Raw genomic sequence first — 21020 nt, 5'->3', positions numbered from 1 at the left:
GCGGGACCCGAGGGCCTCATCTAGGCGCGGGGAGCCAAACAGGGAGCCACCGCGCACGAGTCAGCCTGCTCCGGGGGTACCTCCATCCTTCGCGTCGTCTTCACCGAAGATGTCGTCCATCGCTTCCGCGCCCTCGGAGATGACAGGGCGCAGTTGCTTGCGGTAGACCCGCTCGGTCGTTCCGCTGCCCCTGTGCCCGACAAGACGCGCGATGACCTCGATCGGGATTCCGTGGTCCGACAGTAGGGACACGAAGCTTGTCCGCAGCTCCCGCGGAGTCCACTCCTGCGGATTCTGAAAACCCGCCTCTTTGAGCAGCACCCGGAAGTTCCGGCGGACGTTCAGGGCGCTGCGTACTTCGCCGCTCTCAGTCGGGAAGACGAGAGCTTCATCGCTCCACGCTTTCCCGCCTGCCAGGCGTCTGGCCTGCTCTTGGCGCTTGTGCGCCTTCATGACGAGAGCGGCTTGCCGCGGCATAGCCAGTGATCGGCGGCTCTTACGGGTCTTCGTGTCGCCGTGTCGACGCACTGAACGCCACACATCGACGTGAGGCTTGTCCTTGCCGGAGTCTGACAGGTGAATGTGGGCCCACGTGAGGGGGCGCGCCTCCTCCGGGCGGACGCCCACGAGAAGCGACAAGACCACGTAGGCGTGGATCCAACTGCCCTCCCGCGCACGAAGAACCGCCTCCCCCTGTTTCAGCGAAAGCGACTTGCTCGGCCGGCCAGCTTGCCCGTCCGGTACCTCGACCAGGTCAGCCACGTTACGGATAGCCCTGCCTCTCCTCTGAGCGTGACTGATTGACCGCCGCAGGATCGAATGAACCATCTTCAGAGACTGAGTCGCGAGAACCTCGGCCTCTGCCTCCAACCACTCGTCAAGATCATCGGCCTCAAGATCCCGCATCTTGGCCTTGCCGAGATGCGGGATGATGTGGTGATCCGCGAGGCTCTTGTATGTATCGACACTCGTCGCCTCCCTGCCCCTGAGCCCCTGGGACAGCCAGTCGGTCACGGCTTGGGCGACGCTGTAGTTGGCGGGCGCCTTGGCTCCCTTCTCCAACTCCTTCCGCAACTCACGGAGTTTCTGGCGAACCTCGGCCTTTGTCCTGCCTGACACCTTCGAGCGGTTGCGCTTGCCGGCCGGGGTGTAGCCGAGAGACACCGCGCCGATGTACCGGTTCTTGGACTTGTCCCAGTAAATCGAGTCGTCGCCGTGTCCTGCTCTGGGACGCCGATCGGGGGTCTCGGTCATGCGTCGTTACCTTCCAAACAGAAGAGCAGGGCCGCATCCGTGGATGCGGCCCTGCTCGGTGGTGACGTCAGGCGGCTGTGTCAGCTTCGTGTTTCAGAAGTTCGACGTACTCATCGATCCACTCCACGGGCACGAGACGCCGGCGACCACGGCGGACGGTACGGAGCCGCCCAAGGCGTATCTCGTCGTACGTCGCGGTGCGCCCGATGCCAAGGAGCTCTGCTGCGACTTCCACGCTGCACAGACGGGGCAGTGCCGGAACGGCGGCCTCCGTCACAGATGCGCTCACGGAGACCTCCACGAGTTGGGGATACATTCCTCTGAGTCGCGACTCATCGGCACTCAGAGGGGTCTTGAGCGTCGCTGAGTCGCGACTCTGGCAAATGTGGTTCGCGCAGGGCGAGCGTGATCCCGTTGTAGGTGATCACCTGTCGGCCGTACGCGTCGCGGGGGCGAGTTCGGTTGAGTTGGGGAACGACGGACAGCAGATTGCGGCCGAACATCTGCTTCGTGCCGGGTCGCACGCCGTTGTCCTCGGACCACTCCCGCCACACGTTCCACAGAGCGTCCACCGGGACGCTGCACGTGGGACCGGTGGCGCAGCGCTCGCGGACGAACGCGCTCGTTGGTGAGGCGGTGTCCTGCATGGTGGTGACTGCTTCGCGGCTGGACTGCGGTTCTGTGATCCGTCCGGTCTGCTGGAGTCGGGCGATGCCGTCGAGAGCCCAGTTCAGGATGCCGGGCATCTCCGTTGCGAGCCGGTCGGTGAGGGTGGTGTCTTCCTTGCCCAGCCATGAGACGCGCATGTTGAGCAGGATGAACCGTTTGGCGATGACGCCGGAGGAGTCGCCGAAGTGCGGCAGCTCGTTGGACAGCAGCATCAGCCGGGTGGGGAGCTTGCCCGTCCACTGCTCGCGGTACTTGCGGTCCACGTCGATGGTGTCCTCGCCAGAGATCGTCAGCAACCGCTCCACGACCTGGCTGTTGTCGCTGCCGGACAGCCTGGCATCGGAGATGACCGCGAGCGGCTTGCCGATCAGGGTGGACAGTCCGAAGTTCGTGCCGAGTCCGGCGAGCGTGGGCCCGGCGAGGTTCTCCTTGCCGACCAGCTCTTTCAGCACGCGCGCGATGGTGCCTTTGCCGGAGCGGGACGGGCCGACGATCAGCATGACTTTCTGCTGGTCAGTGCGGCCGGACAACACGTAGCCGAACCACTCCTGTAGGGCATTGATCGCGTCCAGGTCATCAGGCCAGATCTGCCCTAGAAACCTCTCCCACGTGGGCGCGGTCGCAGTCGGGTCGTAGGCGAAGGGGACGGAGACGAGGTTGAAGAAGTGCGGACCGTGCGGGAGTAGAACACGGTCCCTGATCCTGAGCAGGCCGTTCGCGCATGCCACGATGGGGCCACAGTCCTGCTCGCTCGGGTCGCCATTGGTGTCGAGCCAGACCGGAGCGTCGGTGCCGGTGGGCAGCAGGGTGATGGCTCCCATCGCGTCGAGAAGGTTGCTGATCTTCTGTTTGGTCGGTGCCCACTCCCGCGGCTCCGGCTGTTCGTCCTTGCCGGGCACGTAGAAGACTGCGTGTTCCAGGCGCCGGTACATCGAAGCGCGTAGCTGCGCCTCGTCCAGCTCCCGCCAACTCGCGCCGGTCCAACGCATCCAGGAGGCACGCCAGCGCCGGCAGACAAGTTGCCCGTCCTCGGTCTGCCAGTCAGGCAGCAGACGACGTGCGACTGCGAGCGGATTCGATGGCGCGGGCAGTTCCTCATCCTCGAACGCGTGAGGGCCCGTCGTGCTGCCCGTGGCCGCGTTCGGGTCAGGGCGAAGAGCAGTGCGGACGCCTTCGGCGACGACCTTCGGCGCGCTACGGCCGGACACGGGGTCGGTTGGTTCGGCGGGGCCGGACCCGGTGGGGGTGGGGATGCTTTTCAAGAGGGAGGCAGGGTGGTCGCTCATGCGGCTGTCCTCGGGCGGCAGGTGCGAATCGACCAGTCCAGTGCGCTGCGGATGGTGGTCCGGCACTCGGCTGCGGTGAGTCCGGCAGCCTCGCCCTCCCCTTGAAATGCGTCTTCGACCACGTGGCGGGGGATGTCGCCCCATGCGACAAAGCGGCCCATGGCGCGTGCGCTCTCCAGAAGCCGGACATTGCGGGTGCCCTCAGGTGCTTGCCGCACGTTCCTGCGCCCCCAGGTGAGGGCCGCTTCGGCGGCCCGTCCTGTGCGCGCCAGTGCGGGTGTGGGTGCGGGCCGGGGTGCGGTGGACGGGTGCGCTGGGATGAGCAGGGCGAGCAGTCCCGGGGGGAGAGGATTGATGAGGGCGGGGCCCTCGATCTCGTACGTCCGGCTGTCGATGGTGCTGCCGGCTGCGACGACGTAGCCGCCCCATGCTCGGGTGTCGACCAGTGGGGCGAGGGTCCCGGCGGTGTTGTGGAGGCGTACCGCGGCGGGGGCGGTGAAGTACAGGTGTTGTCCGCCGCTCGCGGTCCGGATCGTGCGGGTGCGGGGTACGGGCTGCCCGGTGCGCTCGCAGAGCGCCTCAAAGGTCGCCGCGCCGTCAGGCGCGTCCGCACTGCCGTTGCCGTTGTTCTGGTTCTTGGGTTTGTCCAGGTCGATGACGACCAGGCCGGAGGGGCCGGTGGCGATACCGACGTTGAACGGGGCCCGGGACCAGGCCGCGCGGATGCGGTCCGGGTCGGTGGTGGCGCGCTGCTCCCACTTGGCGTGGCCGCTCGCACAGGGGCCGGTGTGGGTGCATGCCTGCTCGCTGTGCAGTGCGGGCCGCTTCGTGCCGGGGTGCAGGGGGAAGACAGCCCAGCCGCGTTCGGCGGCGCGGAGTGCTGCGGACAGCAGCACGGTATGGGGGTCATGGGTCATGCTGGAGACCTCCAACAGGTCTGTTATGGGCTGGTTGAGCCGGGGCGACCGCGAATCTTTGGCGAGAGGGGCGGTCGCCCCGGGCGTCGTTAGGCGATGTCCAGGGTGAGTTGGGCCGGGGCCGGGGCTGCGGTTTCGGGTGCGGAGCCGACGGCGAGCAGGGTGCTGTAGGCGAGGGCGGCTTGGTGGATGACGACTCCGTTGCCGAGGATCTTGAGCTGGTCGGAGCGGGAGAGTCCCAGGTCCGTATCCGTGACCCAGCCGGGATCGGCGCCCATCATCCATTCCACGAATGCCGGGGACAGCCGACGGTTTCCCTTCGCGCCCGGCTCGGTCGGTTCCGGTGCGGAGCGTCCCAGCACCTGCTCCCACCGGTGGATCGCGGGTCCGTAGTCAGTGCCGTTGGTGGCCACCCACTGCCCGTCCAGGCGGACGGCCTGGCCGGGGAGGTAGTAGTTGCCGGCCGTGTCGCGCTGGTTGGGCCCGCCGTGCGGCCCGTCCGACGCCTTCGGCGTGGGCAGCAGGTTCACGACCACCTCGTTCAGGGGGCGGGAGTTGGTGCCGAGCAGGTTGGAGGCGCCGGACTTCCAGTCCCGTGCCGCCGGGGTGGGCAGCAGGGTGACGGCGGTGCGCAGGTTCATCCCGCCCCGCCGTTTGGGGGAGGTGCCGGGGCCGCCGGTGCCGTCGGCGGCGGCCGGGGTGGGCAGCAGCCTCAAGCCCCGGTCGGGGGCAGCAAGAACACCACTTCGTCCTCCAGCGTGGGCCCGTGCCCGCCCGCTTTGCGCTTGTCCGGGTGCTGCGGTCCCCCGGTTCCTGCCGAGCTGTGAGGTGGGGGTCTTCAGCAGCGGGATACGCGACGGCGAACCAGCGGTCCCGGCGGTGGCAGGCTCCGACTTCGGGATCTCCAGCGCGTAGGCACATCCATCGCGCGTCGTACCCGATCGCGGCCAGGTCGGCGGCGACGACATCGAGTCCCCGGCTGCGCAGGGCTGCGACGTTCTCCAGGAAGACGAGTCGGGGTCGAAGATGGCGAATGGCGTGGGCGATGGTTTTCCAGAGTCCGGAGCGGTCACCGGCGATCCCTCCCCGAGGTCCGGCGTTGCTGATGTCCTGGCAGGGGAAACCGGCGGTCAGTGCCGCCGGGCGGGGCATGGTGGTGGCCAGCGCCTCGAAGTCGACGGCGGTGATGTCCCCGAGGTTGGGGGCGTGGGGCAGTCGCTGGGCGAGCAGCCGGGAGGCGGCGGGGTCCTTCTCGCCGACCAGGACGGTGGGCAGGCCGGTGACGGCTTCCACGGCCTGGTCCAGCGCGGCGGAGCCGGTGCAGAAACTGACGTTGCCACCCTCCGGCGGCACGAGGGGGTCATGGGTCATGCTGGAGACCTCCAACAGGTCTGTTGTGGGCTGGTTGGGCCGGGGCGACCGCGAATCTTTGGCGAGAGGGGCGGTCGCCCCGGGCATAGCTAGCTGTAGAACTTGTTCCGCTTGATCACGGCCTTGCGGATGTTGACCGTGGTCCCGCCGCGGTGGCTGTCCGTGCCGAGGATCTGGACTGCGATCCATCCGCCGAAGATGACTGCCGCGAGGGTGATCAGTTGGGTGATGAGCGCGGTGAGTGCGGCGATGAACGTCGTCAGGAGCACGAGTCCGCCGCACACGGCACCGAACCCGATCCCTCCGAGCGCGATGTTCACCGCCGTGCGCGAGACCGCCGGCTTGACGGCAGGGGGTTCGAGCTTGGCCGGCTCGATGGCGTAGCCGGTGACGACTCGCCCGTCGGGCAGCACCACGGACGTCACCGACGAAACGGGGGCCGGCTGCGCGGGCACGAGCGGCATCGGGTGGGTGGGGGTCAGCGGGGTGGGGTGGTGGACTTCCACGACCGTAGGTCGCTGCGGGGTGCTCATCGGGCTCCCTCGGGTGAGGCGCGCGCTCGTGTCCGCAGGGGCTGCGGGGCGCGTGCGGGTGAGGCGTCAGGCGGGTGTCAGGGACGGGTGTCAGGGCGCGTGACACCTGCGCCTGCCTAGGGGTTTGGGTGTCACGGGGCCGTGACGGTGTCAGGTGTCACGCGGGCGTCAGGGACGGCACGATGCGCCACCGGCCGGTGGTGTTCGTCGGCGCGAGTCGACCCTCCGCGGCTGCCTCCGCGAGCTTCTTGGACACCCACGGGCGGGAGAGGTTGTGGCGGTCGCACCAGTCGGACAGATCCTTGGGACCGATGATCATCTGTCCGTCGCGTTCGAACTCCGCGAGTGCCTCCGCGAGCAGCCGGCGGGCCTCTTCCCCCTTCGGCTTGCGGCCGGTGCCCTCGCCGAAGATCGGGGCATCGTCTCCGTCCTGCGCCGCGGGGAGTTCCTCCTCCGGGTCGATCTGCTCGTCCTCGGGGTCGTGCCGCGGGGCGTCGTCCATGTCGTCGTCCTCCGGATCGACGTGCGGTGCGTCGTGCCCGTCCCCGGGGACCGGCCGGCCGCTGTAGGCGTTGCCCGCGATGGATGCGGCGGCCCCGGCGGTGATCGGGTCGGCGGTGGCGCCGTTGCGCTGTGCCCATGCGGCGACGACTTCCATGAGGGACACCGACCGGTGGGTGAAGGCACGGGTGCGCCCCGGCGAGGCGTAGCGGTCCTCGGGCACGCCCGTGCTCACGAGGTAGCAGTAACCGGGCTTGCGGTTGCCCCACGCCCCCGGGTGCGCGCCCGCGTCCAAGACCCGGTCCGGCAGGGAGAAACCCTCGTCGCGCGGGTCGCAGCCGAGCGCGATCACGGACGGCAGCGCCGCGCGGGTGCTCGTGCTCACCTGGTCGTAGGAGGGGCGCTGCAACGAGACGATCAGGGAGACACCCGCGGAGCGGGCCTCTTGCGAGATCCCGGTGAACGCGTCGTCCCCCAGCGCCCGCAGGGTGCTCGCGGCCTCTTCCATCCAGGCCACGAGGAACGGCATCCCCGCGCAGCCGCACGCGGTGCCGTCCGGCCGGCAGGAGTGCTGGGGGTCGCTCTGCTGCTGCGCTGCCTGCGGGAGCCACTGCCGGTAGGAGTGCTGCCCAAGCCACCGGGTCCGGGCAGGGATGACCTCCTGCAAGGCTTCCACCATGACCTCGGTGGGGGTGCCGCCCTCGGCCGCCCAGTCGATGCCGGGGAGCAGGGGGCGGAAGTCCTGGAACATCTTCGGGTCGGACAGCCACAGCAGCACGTCCGAACGGGAAAGGATCTCCGTCTGGAGATTCAGGGCGGTGTCGCCCTTGCCGGAGCCGGAGCCGCCCGCGATGAGCACGTGGGTGCCGTTGCGGCCCGCCTGCGGGTCACCGGGCAGCCACAGATGCATCGGAGCGCCGTCGTCGTAGCGGCCGATCACGAGCGGCTCCGCGATCGAGCCACCGAGGTTCGAGGGTCCGTCCCATTCGACGACCTCGGCAAGCATGTCCTCGGGGACGATGACCAGGTCCCCGCGGCGGTTGGAGTCCGGGTCGGGCTGGTAGCGCACCGCGGAGACGGGCAGGTCCAGCGCGGACGCGAGCAGCCCGAGAGCCTTCGTCACGTCGTCGTTGGTCTGCTCCCCCGCAGCGAGCGCGATCGGCGCCGTGACCCGGTTCGGCTCCACCTTCGCCGCACCGATCTGCGCACGGGCCAGCCCGATCTTCTCCAACAGGCCCTTGTCACCGCCCTGCCCACTCGCCTCCCCATCCGGGGTGCGCAGGATCAGGCGCACGTTCCACGACAGGGCCACGACCGGCCCGCCCATCAGGTACAGGTCGTCCAAAGGTCCGGCGAGCGGGCCAGCGAGGCACGCCCCGGTCACCCACGCGGAGCCCGCGGCAACAGTGATCGCGGAGTGCAGCCGGCGCTGAGCGGAGGTGTTGCGGCCGACCCACCAGGTGACACCCGTGAGGGCGACGGAGGCGAGGGTGAGACCCACTCCGGCCGGAGCGCTCTCCCCCCACCGCCAGTTCCCCAGCGCGCCCGCGACTCCGGCCGCGCCGACTCCCAGCCACGGCGGAAGATGCGGCTTGGCCCGGTTGAGGAGGTACGCGCCGATCCCACCGCCGGAGCCGGAGCCCTGCCCGGGGAGCAGACCATCACCCCGGTACTCGGCGACGATCCCGTCACCGAGGTAGTCGGTGTGCCGCGCGCGGCCACCGCTGCTGTTCCTTGCCATGGTCAACCCTCCTTACTGCTGTGACCAGTCGATGACGGGCGCCTGCGGTTTGCGGGCCCGGTGGCGCACGCGGTTGATCTCTTCCTCGTACTCCTGCTGGAACGTCGCGTAGGCCGCAGCCGCACTCTTGGCCGCGTGGCGCAGGTCGTCGGAAGCGCGGCGCATCTTGCGCGACACCTTGGCCGCACGCAGGCGGGAGCCGAACGCGCGTCCCTCCGGGTCCGGCACCGCCGCGAGCACCCCGTTCAAAATCTCCGCACCCATGGCCACCTCGATGGACAGCGTTACGGCAGCCGCGCGCAGGGTGTTGCAGTAGTTGCGGACCAGCGCGGGCGAGCTGAAGTCCGGGGCGGGGAGCAGGGTCTCGTGCCCGCGCCGGCCGCCGGAGTGGCGGCCCCGGTTGTTGTTCACCGTGATGTTGACGGGCGGGACGAACGAGCCGCCCACCGCACCGACGAACCCTCCGACCGCAGCCCCCGCGTTGGTGAACTTGTTGCCCTTGCCGTGATTGTTGCTGTTGGTGGGCCGCTGGAACGGCTGCTGCGCCTGATGCCGGGCGAAGTTGCGGGCCTGCGCGGAAGCGCTCGGGCCGCCGTTGCGCTGGCCTGCGTTGTTTGAAGCCACAGGTTCCTCCTGGTCAGGTCAGTGGGTGCGGCGGACGATGAACCACGCGGTCTGTGTGCCGAGCAGGAGCAGCAACCACCAGACCTCCAGCGGACCGGCAAGCGGACCGGCCGCGACCGCGAGCGCCACCCATCCCCCGGCGAGAGCGGAGACGGCCGCGAGCGTGATCCGCCACGCGAGCGCGGATGCGTCGGCGGGGTGGCGGCGCTGGACGATGGCGAACCAGACGAGGGGCGCGAGCGCAGCCGGGGCGAGCACGAGAGCCGCCCACCACGCAAGCGTGTGCAGCACGGTGGTGAGCCCGAACGCCAGTAACGCCAGCCCGGTGGGGGCGAGCGCACGGCGGTGGTCCCACACGAGCAGCGCGAGCGCAGAGGCCGCGCGACCGGTCAGGGAGTGCCGGTGTTCCGGCACGACGACGATGTACGGCTGCCGTCCGCGGCCACGCTGGCGCGGGATACGGACGGTTTTCGGGCTGGCCATGAACGGGCCCCTTCCGGGCTTGGGTGTTGGGGTGGTGGTACGCGCCCCGGGCGGGAGTCGATCCCGCGCCCTCACGGCTGACTGCCGGGGCTGTCGCGCTGATCAGAGGTCGAACAGGCCAGCGGGTTCCGACGCTTGGCTCCGGGCGAGATCGCGGGCCGCGGCCCGCTGCCGTGCGAGCGCACCCGTGTGGCACTGCGGACACCACGCGAGCAGCTCCCCGGCGGGCAGGGCCGCTGCCTCCGACGCGGTGAGGAGCAGAGCGGCGGGGGCCGCGATGAGACGGTGGCTGTCTGCGGTCCGGTGGCAGCGCAGCTCACTCCTGGCATGCCGTGAGCCGCACATGCCTCCGGTGCAGTGGCAGCGGTATCCCGCGGCCTCCATGACGACCTGCCAGACGGCAGGCGCTCCGAGCGGCGGCCGGCGGCTCACCGCTCGGCCCCCGTCCCAGCGGACTGCCCGGTGTCCTGCGACCGGCGGAGCGCTTCCTGGATCTGCTTGGCCCGGTTCTGGCCGACCCGGCACTCCGACTTGATCCGGTGAATGGACGGGATCTTCCCGGCGAGCAGATCGTCTTTGAACCGCAGGGCCGCCGCGTCGATGCCCTCCGGCTCGGACTCGGGCTCGTACTCGGCATGCACCTGGGACCGGGTGTGGGGTTCTTCCGCGGCAAGTACGGCTGCGGGCATCCGGCGTTGCCGTGCCCGGTCCAGCTCCCCGGGGCAGTCGAACACCGGAAGCAGCCGAGCGCCCGCAGGTACGGCCTCAGGTATGGCAGGTACGGCCGACTCGATCGCCGGGTGTGTCTCAGGTGCGGGAAGTACGGCGGCAGGCTCGGGGACGGGCTGCCAGGGCGAGGGAAGGTCGATGGTTGCCAGGGATGCGGCGTGTCGGCGGGCCGCCAGCAGGTCAAGCAGCTTCGTCCGCTGGTCCTGCGAGGCGCCCGCTTGTGCCTTGCCCACGGCCACCGACAGGCGCAGGGCCACCCGGGCACGGCCCCGGGCACCCGGTTTCATCTGGGACAACTTCGCGGCCAGGGCGACCGCCTTGACCGTGGCGCGGTCGCGAGAGATCTGCTCCGCAGAGCGGTCGCGCACCGCCAGACCGAGCCGGGACAGCAGCCGCTCGCGTACCTCACGGGCGAGTACGGCCGACAGCGACCCGGACTCGGCGTCCGGCCGGCTGTGCCGAAGCTCGATGCCCATGGCCAGGTGCCACAACATCGCGGCCAGGACGGGGCCGACCACGGCGCGCACGGTGCCGCCGACGAACCCCGACTCGGAGTACGCCGGGATCACCTGTACCCCGGTGATCAGCCACACGAGTACGCCCGGCGTACCCGGAGCACCCGACGGGCCCCGCAGGTTCTGCCGGGCCATCAGCGCGCACGCGAACAGTCCCAGCTCCGCCGCGGCGAACATCGCCGCGCGCTCCCCGCCCGACGTCATGCCGAGCTGGTGTTCAGCGAACCGCCACGAGGTATCCGCGCTGTACCCGGTGCAGGCAAGCGCGGCCAGCGCGGCGACCGTCACGGCCGCCGGAGTACGGCGCAGCGACCGCAGCACGACAGCAAGCACGGCCAGCAGAACGCCTCCGGCCGCAGCAGCCGCAAGCGGGTGGGTCTGCACCCACGCGATCAGGGCAGTCATCGGCCGGCCTCCGTGGGGAGGGTGACCGCATCGGACCAGGTCTTGCCCGCGTCGAGCGCGGCTTGGGCCTGGTCGACGGTGACGTATCCGGCTACCGGGTGCTCCGCCAGACGCTCGCGCAGGTACCGGGCGTTCCAGGACGGGCCCATGTTGGGTCCGTCCTCGTCCAGGACCGCGCACAGGGCGATCCGGGCGTGCACGGCGCGGCTGTTCAGCAGACTGTCGTGCGCCTCACAGCCGCCGATCGTGGCCGGGTGCGGGAGGTCAAGGGCCTCCAGGACCACAGCGAGCAGGTCACGTACGGGCTCGGGCAGGCCAGTCACCGCGCACCGCCCTCAGGCGTAACGATCAGGAAGCGGTCCGTGTCCAGGTCCATGACGACCGTGGCGCTCTCGCCCTGCTCCCGCAGTGCCGCGGCCCGCTCCTCCGCCAGCCAACTGCCGCGCGGGTGACCGGCGGGGAAGCTGTCGAGGATCTCGCGCTCATTCATGCCGCCACCGCCGTACGCACCACGGAGCCGCGCGCCGTCCGGCACGTCCGCGGCCGACGGGCCACGGCCCGCGCGTCCCTCAGCGGGCTCGTACGCAGCAGCGTCTCCGCGTACGCCGCAGCCGGCGGGTCCGACTCCCGCAGCTCCGCGAGTACCTCGCGCGCCACGTCCAGGCGCACCACCCGATCACTCTCGGACTCCATGGCCGGGTCGGTGAACAGCTCCGGGTCGATACCGAACGCCAGCTCCGCGAACTCCGTCGCGGTAACGGCTTCATGACCAGCAACGATGCACTTCATGGGTCGTCTCTCCTCAGCAGACGGAACGGCCCGAAAAAGCGGCCCCGGTGTTCGAGCACCGGGGCCGCGCGCCGTTGTGGAACCAGGGAATTCCGGCTCCCCGCACTCCCGTCCGTACGTCCTCACGCAGTGCGCGGGACGGACGGGCGAGAGAGGCAGCCGGCCGCGGCTCAAGGCGCCGCGAAACCAGAAGACGGACCGGAGAGTTGCTCTGCAGGCGCCGCCGGTCGGTCCGTCACGGCGACACCCAAAGCATTCGTTGGCGCACAGCACTCCCGAAGATCGAAGGAACAAGAACCAGCACTGCAAGGGGGACCCAGTCCCCACACTCCGGCCGTTGCTCGCGGTCGCCGGGCCACCTCGCCAGTACGGGCCGAAACCCTGTTCCACCTGGCCTTTAGCGGGATTGCAGCGTCCCCGCCCTTAGAGGTACATGTAGTACGTGTTCCTCATCATGCAGAGAGAGGTTCGCCGGGTCAAGCCCTTCGGCTTTTGAAGTTCGGCGAGCCCCTCGCTGCGATGCACCTACAGCCTGACGCCGGTATCGCCGACGCTCGACTTCGCCCCTGTACGACCTGAGTCGTTCTTGGATAGCGTGAAGTCGTACCAAGTCGTCCCGACTAGGCGGAGGTTGGCATGGCGAACGAGCGACTACGCGGCGCCATAGTGGACTTGGGTCTGACCCTTGATGAGGTTGCCGAGCGGCTCGGGGTCGCGCCCAAGACGGTTGAGCGATGGATCAACGACCCCGAGCGCAAGCCGTACCGTCGCTTCCAGTACGCCACCGCCTCACTACTGAAGTGCGAGGTGTCGTACCTATGGCCCGACGAGCGCACTTCAGCCGAGGTCACGGCTTCTGGTAATGCGGAATTAGTCAGGCTCTATCCACACCGGTCCGTCGTGATGCAAACGCTGTGGACGAACCTCTACTCCAAATCAACGCGGCAATTCGATGTGCTGGTGTACTCCGGCTTCTGGCTCACAGAAGACGCGACGTTCCATCGCATCGTGAAAGAAAAGTCCGCCGACGGAGTCCCGATTCGTTTCATGCTGGGAGAGCCGACGTCGTCCGCTGTAGCAGTGCGCGGAGAAGACGAGGGAATCGGCGCAACGATGGGAGGGAAGATCCGGAACGCCCTAATCAACTACGGTCCGCTCTTCCGTCTCCCGGGGGTGGAATTTCGCCTACATGGCACTACCCTCTACAACTCGATCTATCGAGCCGATGACGAGATGCTGGCGAATGGCCACCTCTACGGCGTCGGCGCCTACATGGCCCCTGTACTGCACCTGCGACGCGTCCCCGGCGGAGAACTCTTCGACTCCTACGCTGAGAGTGTTGAGAGGGTCTGGGAGTCCGCCCGACCTATCTCCACGCCGGCCGATTGGGAAGGCACGCACTCATGAGCCGCATCGACTACTTCCGCGACCCGAACGCTCCGCAAGCCAACTCAGTGGTGCCCTCAGTCACCGCAGTTGTCCAGGACGACTCAGGGCAGCTTCTTCTCATCCATAAGACCGACAACGACCTATGGGCCCTTCCTGGCGGCGGTCACGACATTGGTGAAAGCATCGGTGAAACAGTCGTCCGGGAAGTCTCGGAAGAGACAGGAATTCAGGTTGCGGTCGACAACATCGTCGGGCTTTACACTGACCCTGCTCACGTATTGGCGTACGACGACGGGGAAGTCCGGCAACAGTTCTCCATCTGCTTCCGGGCCCACCCCACGGGCGGTTCTCTGCGCACAAGCAGTGAATCAAAAGAGGTCCGCTGGGTAAACCCAGCGGACCTAGACGGACTCGATATCCACCCGTCGATGATGCTGCGCATTCGGCACGGCTTGGATGCATCACGGCGGGAACCTTACATCGGCTAACCGTCGGCAGAGACCAGCACCAACCGACTCTGAACACGCTCCGACGCTGCGTAGATCTCGGGAGACGCGCGCTGAATGAACCGCCCGACGATCGTGTCGGGACCGTACCGCTTCACGATCTCGTCCAGCCGCGCGGCCGGCGTGGTCGGTGTCCCGTCGGGGGTTGTCGTCATGTCGCAGTACACCAGGGCGTCAACCAGGTCCGGCCGCTCTAGCTCGAACTCCCCCTCTAGGTCACGCCTCAGTCCGCGTTCCTCGGCTTCCAGCAGCGCGCAAGAGTGGTGAGCCACGAGACGAACGACACGCTCGTCCACTCCCTCCTGATCCCGGAGGAATCGCGCGCCATCCAGTGGGTGAAACCCCGTGGCGGCGATGGCCGGCGAGTACCCGACGTCATGCAGCACGGCCGCGGCTTCCAGCAGCTCCGCATCATCACCCAGGATCGGGCTCAACGAACGAGCACGCTTGGCGACCCCGAGAGAGTGCGCCCACCGGCGCGGCAACGGTTCGGACAGCATCGCTTCGGAGAGCGAGTAAGCCCACTCAGTCAGTCCCATGACTGCCAAGACTACGGCCGCGAGGCGGGAGTCGGGAGGGCGCGCACCGTGCGCCCCTTCCCGTGAACAGTAGCGAGCAGGCCGGTCCCTTCCATCTGCGCAAGGATGCGACGCACAGCGGTTCGGGATACGCCGAACCGCTCGCACAGCTTCGCCTCTGACGGGTAGGTGTCGCCTACCTTCAGGGAGTCTTCCGTGATCACATCGTTCATGCGATCGGCAAGCGACCGGCGGTCACCGCTCCGAGCGGGACGCCATCCGATGCCGGGTGCAGCCTCGACAACGCCCTCCGCTTCGAGCGTCTTGAGCGCGCGACGGATAGTGTTCCGCGAGACACTGTGAGAGCGCATGAGGGCTGCCTCCGAAGGCAACGACTCTCCCCCTACGATCTGCTCTCGCAGCACCTCCGCAATGACCAAATAGGTCCCTCGCGGACTGGCGTCTGACACTTCGCCCCCTCGCTTCGTCCATCGTTCGTCGCCAAGGATCCCACGGAGTGCGGCACCGGGGCAGACCAACTTCCAGGCAGGAGCACTCGCTCCTCCGCTTTTGCACTCGGCTGCCAGTTCCCTCTTCTTTGCCCCAGCTCGCCGGGATGTGGAGCACAGCCACGAGAGTGCCAGGGCACTTCAGTTCACCGCGAGCCTGCTGTTCGCTGAAGTGTGCTGCCTTTAGACAGAATCCGCAGGTTGCTGCGCACCCACGATAATCTCTAACCGTTCAACAATGGTTCGCCACTCGTCAATTATCACTCCTGGCGCATCTACCATACTGGACCGGCCGTGAAGGATGTCCGATGAGCGGCTGTATACGTGCTTGGCCAATCTCACCAATCCCACTGCTTCCATGATTTCCTCGTGTGGAACCAGCCCGATCACGAGAGAGAGTCGGCCAGATACATCATTGATGTAGAGAAGGGGACTCTCAGGCTGGCAGACGCGGTCATAAGCCTTCACCGTCGCAAGTTCGATGCGAAGCCGTAGCTCAAAAATCTCAATACGACGCCGCGAAGCCACATCGATCTTCATGAGAACTTCCATGTGGTGACGATGACGCAAGCATCGCGCGCAGCCTTAATCTCAAGGCGCAGGTTCTCCTTGTTGTCGTTTGCCCCATGGACCGCCTTGTTCCACCTGTTCAGATGATGCCCACAGGCTTTCATGAATTCGTCGATAGGGTTTGAGTCAGAATGGGTTAGATTGACGATCTCCCGCACTTCCTGGACTCGCTTCGCAGTGTTGTTCACTGCGTCGATTCTTGCAACGTCTCCGGCCACGTCCCGACCTTGCGTGAGGGAGTAGCGCACGATGCACGAATGCAAGGCAATATCGATCGCCTGCCTGCAGAGCCCTCTAACTACCTGTGCTTCGGTCAGATAGAATGTAGAAGAGCTTTTTGGCGCGTAGACCATGATATTTGATGCATCATCCAGGAGTACTTTCCACATCTCATCCGTAGACTCAATGTGGATTTCTCCAGGTTCGACATCACGGCTCACCCTCCAGGCCTGACTGCTAGTAGCCCGAGCAAGAAGATGCTGCTTCAACCGTTCGTCGTGGGTGAATACGACTACACGGCGGTCGGAGCTTAGGTCAACCAAAACGGAGGCCAAACGGTCGACTCGAATCTCATCGAAAGCGTGCACCGGGTCATCCAGGATCAAGAATGAGAATGGCCCAGACTCGGCTGTAGACAACAAGGGGGCAAGGAGGAAGGCATTTCTCTGTCCCGCACTGAGCATGGACAGTTGCAGGTCCTGACCGCTTGCATTACTCACGCTGACATCGGCTCGGGTTGTTGTGAGATGGATTCCACCTAGGTAAATACCGACATCCTCTAGTAGCTGCCTGACCCGCTTATCGGCTCTTTCTTTAAAATGCTCAGTTCGCTCCTTTCGGAGCTTCTCCGAGAGGGCGTTTGAGCACTTCTTAGTCTCCTGCCATAGCGCGTAATCCGTGGCGGTTTCCTGCTCGGTTCGCCATGTGTGCAGGAAGTCCTCCAGTGCACTCCTACGCTCTCGCAGCCACTGCCGCGTTACCTCACTCGCTTCAACTGCCTCTAGGGCAGCTCTACTCCAGGCAGCGACAGCAGTAGAATTCCGCAGCTCAATGAATGCTTCGCGGACTTCCGCAGTCGGCCGGCAGCCGTAGGAACTCATAACCGTTCGAAGTTTCTTCGCTGCCTGGTCGGCTGCTGAAGAAGAAGCCTTCTCAACGGGGCCTGAAGAGTCAACTAGTGCGAGAATTTCGGCGACGCGCGTGACTACGATCGATGTGTCCCTCAGCTCATTCAAGGAACGCTTAGCCTCGTCATGAATCGGCGCAAGAACGGCGTGTCGCTCTACATTCGCGTGGAGATTCTCGACCCAAGTGTCAACAGAGGAGCTGCAGACTGGGCACTCGGCGCCCGGATGGGACACTTCAGCAACATCTCGATAGAGAGCGTCCAGGTGCTGGGCAATTCTCGGGCTAAGAAGGTCTGGGGCATGCTCCAACCTCTGGAAGGCGGCATCAACAGCAGCGAGAGAAATCTGAAAAATTTCCAGGTCTGAACTTGTGACCTCGGCTGTCGGTGATCCGGTATCACCCAGGTTATGAGTGGACAACCATTCGTTAATGCTATCGGAAATAGCTGGCCAACTGATGTCCGCGATGGCGAGCGCTGGCTCTTTAAGGAGGAAACGCTGATCCACCTCATCGACCTGTGTCTTACCCCTGCGCAAGGCGGAATCGATCGCCTTCTTGCTCGTTGCGGCAGCTTCACTGTGCTCGGATACCAATTTCTCCAAGAAGGTGAATGCCCCTCCCAGCGCGAGGAGATTGGTGATGTAGCGCTGGAGATCAGCGCTCTGCTGGACACGCCGCTCAACTTCTGCGTACGAGAAAACAGGTGGATGCCCTTCGAGGGCGTGACGCCATGTTGTGCTTCTCATGTCTACGCGGTGACTCTCACCCGTGCTAGATGTCCACGTACCAAAGGCCTCATCAACTGCACCACTATCTGTAAGTGTGCAAGTGAGGAGCAGTTTCTCGTTGTCACGGACCAGGGTTACTTCTGCCCAGGAATGAGTACTGTCGCGAGCCCTGTTAATTTTCTCCCAGAGCGGGTCGAACTTACTTCGCCCAGTTGCGGAGACGCTTTCGTCCCACCAGCCCGTTTTTCCTGAGATTGCGGTGCGAATGCCATCGGCAATTGTGGATTTTCCAGACCCATTAGGGCCGTGGTAGATGCTGATTCCCGGAGAGGGATCGATATGCAAATCAAGTTCAGACGTAGTTCCCTGGAAACCGCAAAGACGTAAGCCTGTGATGCACCAAGGCGCCCCAAGAGCAGGATCAAACGTGCTAGTGTTTTTCTCTCGCACTCTGTTAATCAGTGAAAGTAAATTGCCCCACCCGGCCTTAGTTTTAGTGGCGCTAGCCTGCATTTTACCTGCGGCCTTATAAAGGTCATCGAAGGTCAGCAGCGAGATCTTGATAGCTGTTTCACTAGGACCCCTAGTCGCGCTCCTCGGCTTGCCTGAATTGAGGGCTGGATCTTCCGCGATGGGCATGCTGGCTCCGCCGTTATTTGTGCTTGTGCCATCTCTTGGGGCGCAATGCTAGCTGTGAAACGAGACGGGCGTATGGGGTTTTTGCATCTACGGGACACATCGAAACCCATTTGCGTATTTTGCTCATATCTGTCATGAATTTTCATGCTGTGCGGTTTGTTCGAGTCTGAAGCTCCTGTGTTTGTGTGCGCCCCTGCGCACTTGCGTGCGCTCCGTAAGGCGTACCTAGATTTCGCTCCGGTTCTGTCGCGTGATGTCACCCGAAGGGAATCCGGTGGACGAGGAAGCGCCCAAGCACACTGCCGAAGTACTGGTCGAACTACGCACCCCTTCGCACGTGCAGATCCGCACGTCCTCTGAGCTGGCTGACAATGTCTCTCACGCGGCGTTGGTCGAAGATGCGAAGAGAGTTGAGGACGGGCGTGACCGCATGCGCCGAAGGGTTGGATATGGGCGGGTTCGCGGCGTCGCACGTTCAATGACCCGCACTCCGTGGCAGGTCATCCACGCCATCGGCTTGGGAACGGCACTGGCCCGCCAAGGGGCGGGAAGAGGCCTCGCAGAACACTGGGGCAGCCTGCGGTACAGCCAGGCGCTAGCCGCGAACCACGGTGGCTACCTACAACTGTCGCCGGAGGGAAGGGACTTGCTGCGTTTCTACAAGGCAGCGCAGTCTGGAGAGATCGGCGCAGGATTCGCTTCACTCGTTGCTGAACGAATCGTCAGGTCTCGATACCCCGATCACTCGGTCTCCGTGATCCCGGCGGACATCGCGCTGAAGGCTGGCTGGACTCTCCGTGGTACTGGCAACGGTCCCCGCCCTGAGCCACTCCAACGACGACCGCACTTTTTTGTCGAGGCATGGAGGCCAGGGCACCCATCGAAGATCCTTCTCGTAGCTTCTAAGGGCACTCATGGCGCTGTGAGTCAGGTGCACAGACAGCTCGCCGCAGCGACAGCGCACGTGGAGTCAGTGCACATTGGACCACATGGAACGGTCCCGTTCCTGCTGGTAGGCACCGAAATACCTGCCAAGGAAAGCCTCGCCATCCACATGCTGGAGGCACCCGCAGAGACCGTCCTTCACCCTTCTCCGGGAGAGCCGCCCGTTGACCTGAACCTTCGTCTGGAAGACCGCAACGAATTGGCCGAAGTCCACCTGGCTCGTGAGCGAAACGGCGAGCGGACCGCCCCTGGGTTCCAAGTGCGACCAGAGTCCTTCACCTGGTTCAGTATCGTGCTGGCGCGGGCAGAAGCAGCCACGTTAATGGCGTTCACAGGCGGCGGGAAACCCACGGCTCAGTATTTGACCAACGAGCAGGGAAAACGCCACTTCCGACACGACAACCAGGCTGGCACTGGCAGCGTTCGAGACGCACGACATCGCATCGACGGGATCGACTTCGTGGGCACGGATCATGTGTTCCGCCTCAATGGCAAACGCGTCGAAGCCTTTTCTGGGCTCGCAGAGGACCTCTACACGCATTTGCACCACGGGCGGGTGAGTGACTACCGGGCCGGTGCCCATGCGCTGCGCGCTCAGTGGCCAGCCACCCACACTGCGAAGGGATGGGGCCCCGTCTCTATTCGGCCCGACGGATCGGTCATGGCCATCCGTCTCCTGCGACACTGAACCTAAGAGGTCAGAGTCCCCCTCCACTGCCCGCTCCCAGCCGTCCTTCCCCCAGGTGTGCCCCAGAGATACTCGGCGCCAAAGAATCTGCAGGTAGGAGGAGCCCGGGGCAGCCCACTGTAAATCTGCTCCGTGGGGCGTCAGCAGTCATCGATGCTCGGCTGTGGACGAGAGGTCGACTGCGGTGCCCCGAGCGCTGGAGCCAGCCGTCCTGTCTTGCTGCGTCTATCCGCCGATCCGCCGGGAGCCATACGGGGAGCCAACTGACGCGGCCAGCAGCGGACGAACGCGAACTGCCACGGACAGTGGAGCCGAACACCCGCAGGCGAGACAGGGCCCCTAAACCGCTCTGCCTGAGCCCTCAGTTAGCCCTGTCTTAACGGCACCATAAGGATCTCCTCCACCCGTCCCCAGCAGGGGATTTCGCGGTTCCGAGGGGCTAGCTTGCTGATCGCCCCCAGGCATCACAGGCACCCCCTGACCCGTTCCCGAGGAGTTCCCCCATGCCCGCTCGCCACCAGGCCGCCCGCTTCGCCGCCGTCGCCGCGGCCGGCGTCGCCCCGCTCGCCCTGACCGTGCTCGCCGCCGTACCGGCCGCCGCCCACGGCTCGATGACGGACCCGGTGAGCCGGGTGGCGGGCTGCTTCGCGGAGGGCCCGGAGAACCCGAGGTCCGCCGCCTGCAAGGCGGCGGTCGCGGTCGGCGGCACGCAGGCGCTGTACGACTGGAACGGGGTGAACATCGCCGACGCGGCGGGGAGGTCGAAGGAGATCATCCCCGACGGGAAACTGTGCAGCGCCGGCAACGACAAGTTCAAGGGCCTCGACCTGGCCCGCGCCGACTGGCCGGCCACGCGGCTGTCCTCCGGCAATCACACCTTCCGCTACAAGGGCACCGCTCCGCACAAGGGCTCGTTCGAGCTGTACGTCACCAAGGACGGGTACGACCCGGCGAAGCCGCTGACGTGGTCGGACCTGGAGCCGAAGCCGTTCCTCAAGGTCACCGACCCGGAGCTGGAGAACGGCGACTACGTCTTCAACGGGGTCGTACCCGTCAGGTCGGGCCGTCATCTCGTCTACTCGATCTGGCAGCGCTCGGATTCCCCCGAGGCCTTCTACACCTGCTCGGACGTCGTCTTCGCCGAGGGCGGTACGGGCGCGCAGGCCTCGGCGGCACCGACCGCGTCGGCGCCGTCCGACGAGGAGATCGCGGACGGCGCCGACGAGTCGTCCGTGGAGCACGGGGGGCACGGGGACGACGACCCGAGGACGCAGGCCTCGGTGACGGCGGCCGCCGGTACGGCGTCGGAGCCGGGCCAGGATCCGGACGCCGGCGCCGGCGCCGGGACGAAGTCCGGCACCGGTCCGCTCCCCGGTTCCGGTGAGAGCACCGACGCGGCCGCCGGAACCGGGAGCGACGCCGAACCCGCCGGCGGGCCGGCGAACCTCGCCGAGACCGGGGGGTCCGACTCGACCGCGTACATCGCGATGGGCGGGGCGGCTGCGCTGGCCGTCGGCGCCGCGGCGCTGTTCGCCTCGGTCCGCCGCCGGGCTGCCGGCAGCCGGTAACCGCCGGCCGGCAAC

Annotated in this window: 22 protein-coding genes and 1 pseudogene; 4 read left to right on the top strand and 19 right to left on the bottom strand. The window is 66.3% G+C overall.

The genetic code is table 11. The annotated features are described in order from the left end of the window. Nucleotides 1-60: 60 nt before the first annotated feature. From xerC to QFZ75_RS30525, 15 genes and pseudogenes are all read right to left on the bottom strand, one after another. Entirely contained in the window at nucleotides 61-1254 is a 1194-nt protein-coding gene (gene xerC, locus QFZ75_RS30595; protein ID WP_307542047.1) for a tyrosine recombinase XerC, read from the bottom strand. Nucleotides 1255-1321: 67 nt separating this feature from the next. Next, nucleotides 1322-1543, bottom strand: coding sequence for a helix-turn-helix domain-containing protein (locus QFZ75_RS30590; protein ID WP_265650227.1), 222 nt, complete (start codon nucleotides 1541-1543; stop codon nucleotides 1322-1324). Nucleotides 1544-1586: 43 nt separating this feature from the next. Then, complete coding sequence (locus QFZ75_RS30585) at nucleotides 1587-3209, bottom strand: phage/plasmid primase, P4 family (RefSeq protein ID WP_307542044.1); 1623 nt, start codon at nucleotides 3207-3209, stop codon at nucleotides 1587-1589. Next, nucleotides 3206-4126, bottom strand: coding sequence for a bifunctional DNA primase/polymerase (locus QFZ75_RS30580; RefSeq protein WP_307542042.1), 921 nt, complete (start codon nucleotides 4124-4126; stop codon nucleotides 3206-3208). Before QFZ75_RS30580 ends, QFZ75_RS30585 begins: the two co-directional genes overlap by 4 nt. Before the next feature lie 89 nt (nucleotides 4127-4215). Beyond that, nucleotides 4216-4842 (bottom strand): hypothetical protein, encoded by a 627-nt coding sequence (locus QFZ75_RS30575; protein ID WP_307545112.1) that lies wholly within the window; start codon nucleotides 4840-4842, stop codon nucleotides 4216-4218. A gap of 178 nt (nucleotides 4843-5020) precedes the next feature. Continuing rightward, nucleotides 5021-5497 (bottom strand): annotated as a pseudogene (locus QFZ75_RS30570) (DNA cytosine methyltransferase); the annotation flags it as partial. A gap of 89 nt (nucleotides 5498-5586) precedes the next feature. Beyond that, entirely contained in the window at nucleotides 5587-6030 is a 444-nt protein-coding gene (locus QFZ75_RS30565; protein ID WP_307542040.1) for a hypothetical protein, read from the bottom strand. A 157-nt stretch (nucleotides 6031-6187) separates the two neighbouring features. Beyond that, a complete protein-coding gene (gene traB, locus QFZ75_RS30560) occupies nucleotides 6188-8272 on the bottom strand; it encodes a plasmid transfer protein TraB (protein ID WP_307542039.1) in 2085 nt (694 codons plus the stop codon). Nucleotides 8273-8284: 12 nt separating this feature from the next. After that, a complete protein-coding gene (gene traA / locus QFZ75_RS30555; protein ID WP_307542037.1) occupies nucleotides 8285-8896 on the bottom strand; it encodes a plasmid transfer protein TraA in 612 nt (203 codons plus the stop codon). An 18-nt stretch (nucleotides 8897-8914) separates the two neighbouring features. Beyond that, a complete protein-coding gene (locus QFZ75_RS30550) occupies nucleotides 8915-9379 on the bottom strand; it encodes a hypothetical protein (RefSeq protein ID WP_307542035.1) in 465 nt (154 codons plus the stop codon). Nucleotides 9380-9481: 102 nt separating this feature from the next. Further along, on the bottom strand, nucleotides 9482-9811 hold the full coding sequence (locus QFZ75_RS30545; RefSeq protein WP_307542034.1) for a hypothetical protein: 330 nt from the start codon (nucleotides 9809-9811) through the stop codon (nucleotides 9482-9484). Next, nucleotides 9808-11028: a hypothetical protein gene (locus QFZ75_RS30540; protein ID WP_307542032.1), complete on the bottom strand. Its 1221-nt coding sequence runs from the start codon at nucleotides 11026-11028 to the stop codon at nucleotides 9808-9810. The genes QFZ75_RS30545 and QFZ75_RS30540 overlap by 4 nt, the downstream gene beginning before the upstream one ends. Beyond that, nucleotides 11025-11351 carry a hypothetical protein gene (locus tag QFZ75_RS30535; protein ID WP_307542031.1) on the bottom strand — a complete coding sequence of 109 codons (327 nt, stop codon included), beginning with the start codon at nucleotides 11349-11351 and terminating at the stop codon, nucleotides 11025-11027. The genes QFZ75_RS30540 and QFZ75_RS30535 overlap by 4 nt, the downstream gene beginning before the upstream one ends. After that, nucleotides 11348-11518, bottom strand: a complete 171-nt coding sequence (locus tag QFZ75_RS30530) for a hypothetical protein (protein WP_307542029.1) — start codon at nucleotides 11516-11518, stop codon at nucleotides 11348-11350. Before QFZ75_RS30530 ends, QFZ75_RS30535 begins: the two co-directional genes overlap by 4 nt. Continuing rightward, on the bottom strand, nucleotides 11515-11817 hold the full coding sequence (locus QFZ75_RS30525; protein ID WP_307542027.1) for a hypothetical protein: 303 nt from the start codon (nucleotides 11815-11817) through the stop codon (nucleotides 11515-11517). The genes QFZ75_RS30530 and QFZ75_RS30525 overlap by 4 nt, the downstream gene beginning before the upstream one ends. 636 nt (nucleotides 11818-12453) lie before the next feature. Here QFZ75_RS30525 and QFZ75_RS30520 point away from each other — a divergent pair. Continuing rightward, entirely contained in the window at nucleotides 12454-13224 is a 771-nt protein-coding gene (locus tag QFZ75_RS30520) for a helix-turn-helix domain-containing protein (RefSeq protein WP_307542025.1), read from the top strand. After that, nucleotides 13221-13694 (top strand): NUDIX hydrolase, encoded by a 474-nt coding sequence (locus QFZ75_RS30515; RefSeq protein WP_307542023.1) that lies wholly within the window; start codon nucleotides 13221-13223, stop codon nucleotides 13692-13694. Before QFZ75_RS30520 ends, QFZ75_RS30515 begins: the two co-directional genes overlap by 4 nt. On the opposite strand, the gene QFZ75_RS30510 is transcribed toward QFZ75_RS30515, so the two are convergent. From QFZ75_RS30510 to QFZ75_RS30495, 4 genes are all read right to left on the bottom strand, one after another. Further along, nucleotides 13691-14251 (bottom strand): HD domain-containing protein, encoded by a 561-nt coding sequence (locus QFZ75_RS30510; RefSeq protein ID WP_307542021.1) that lies wholly within the window; start codon nucleotides 14249-14251, stop codon nucleotides 13691-13693. The two genes, QFZ75_RS30515 and QFZ75_RS30510, sit on opposite strands and share 4 nt — an antisense overlap. A gap of 11 nt (nucleotides 14252-14262) precedes the next feature. Continuing rightward, entirely contained in the window at nucleotides 14263-14700 is a 438-nt protein-coding gene (locus QFZ75_RS30505; RefSeq protein WP_307542020.1) for a winged helix-turn-helix domain-containing protein, read from the bottom strand. Nucleotides 14701-14922: 222 nt separating this feature from the next. Beyond that, entirely contained in the window at nucleotides 14923-15279 is a 357-nt protein-coding gene (locus QFZ75_RS30500) for a hypothetical protein (protein WP_307542018.1), read from the bottom strand. Beyond that, complete coding sequence (locus tag QFZ75_RS30495; protein WP_307542014.1) at nucleotides 15276-17804, bottom strand: ATP-binding protein; 2529 nt, start codon at nucleotides 17802-17804, stop codon at nucleotides 15276-15278. The genes QFZ75_RS30500 and QFZ75_RS30495 overlap by 4 nt, the downstream gene beginning before the upstream one ends. Nucleotides 17805-18726: 922 nt before the next feature. Between QFZ75_RS30495 and QFZ75_RS30490 the strand changes: the two genes are divergently transcribed. Then, nucleotides 18727-19437, top strand: a complete 711-nt coding sequence (locus tag QFZ75_RS30490) for a hypothetical protein (protein ID WP_307542012.1) — start codon at nucleotides 18727-18729, stop codon at nucleotides 19435-19437. A gap of 503 nt (nucleotides 19438-19940) precedes the next feature. Next, nucleotides 19941-21005, top strand: coding sequence for a lytic polysaccharide monooxygenase (locus QFZ75_RS30485; RefSeq protein ID WP_307542010.1), 1065 nt, complete (start codon nucleotides 19941-19943; stop codon nucleotides 21003-21005). Nucleotides 21006-21020: the final 15 nt, after the last annotated feature.

It is taken from the genome of Streptomyces sp. V3I8, assembly GCF_030817535.1.
GTDB lineage: Bacteria > Actinomycetota > Actinomycetes > Streptomycetales > Streptomycetaceae > Streptomyces.
This window is presented reverse-complemented; position numbering and strand designations above follow the sequence as displayed.

Coding starts and splice junctions, on each gene's coding strand:
- QFZ75_RS30500 (WP_307542018.1), bottom strand. CDS start 15,279: ATGAAGATCGATGTGGCTTCGCGGCGTCGTATTGAGATTTTTGAGCTA.
- QFZ75_RS30540 (WP_307542032.1), bottom strand. CDS start 11,028: ATGACTGCCCTGATCGCGTGGGTGCAGACCCACCCGCTTGCGGCTGCT.
- QFZ75_RS30510 (WP_307542021.1), bottom strand. CDS start 14,251: ATGGGACTGACTGAGTGGGCTTACTCGCTCTCCGAAGCGATGCTGTCC.
- QFZ75_RS30585 (WP_307542044.1), bottom strand. CDS start 3,209: ATGAGCGACCACCCTGCCTCCCTCTTGAAAAGCATCCCCACCCCCACC.
- QFZ75_RS30550 (WP_307542035.1), bottom strand. CDS start 9,379: ATGGCCAGCCCGAAAACCGTCCGTATCCCGCGCCAGCGTGGCCGCGGA.
- QFZ75_RS30515 (WP_307542023.1), top strand. CDS start 13,221: ATGAGCCGCATCGACTACTTCCGCGACCCGAACGCTCCGCAAGCCAAC.
- QFZ75_RS30525 (WP_307542027.1), bottom strand. CDS start 11,817: ATGAAGTGCATCGTTGCTGGTCATGAAGCCGTTACCGCGACGGAGTTC.
- traB (WP_307542039.1), bottom strand. CDS start 8,272: ATGGCAAGGAACAGCAGCGGTGGCCGCGCGCGGCACACCGACTACCTC.
- QFZ75_RS30485 (WP_307542010.1), top strand. CDS start 19,941: ATGCCCGCTCGCCACCAGGCCGCCCGCTTCGCCGCCGTCGCCGCGGCC.
- QFZ75_RS30520 (WP_307542025.1), top strand. CDS start 12,454: ATGGCGAACGAGCGACTACGCGGCGCCATAGTGGACTTGGGTCTGACC.
- QFZ75_RS30495 (WP_307542014.1), bottom strand. CDS start 17,804: ATGCCCATCGCGGAAGATCCAGCCCTCAATTCAGGCAAGCCGAGGAGC.
- QFZ75_RS30580 (WP_307542042.1), bottom strand. CDS start 4,126: ATGACCCATGACCCCCATACCGTGCTGCTGTCCGCAGCACTCCGCGCC.
- xerC (WP_307542047.1), bottom strand. CDS start 1,254: ATGACCGAGACCCCCGATCGGCGTCCCAGAGCAGGACACGGCGACGAC.
- QFZ75_RS30530 (WP_307542029.1), bottom strand. CDS start 11,518: ATGAATGAGCGCGAGATCCTCGACAGCTTCCCCGCCGGTCACCCGCGC.
- QFZ75_RS30565 (WP_307542040.1), bottom strand. CDS start 6,030: ATGAGCACCCCGCAGCGACCTACGGTCGTGGAAGTCCACCACCCCACC.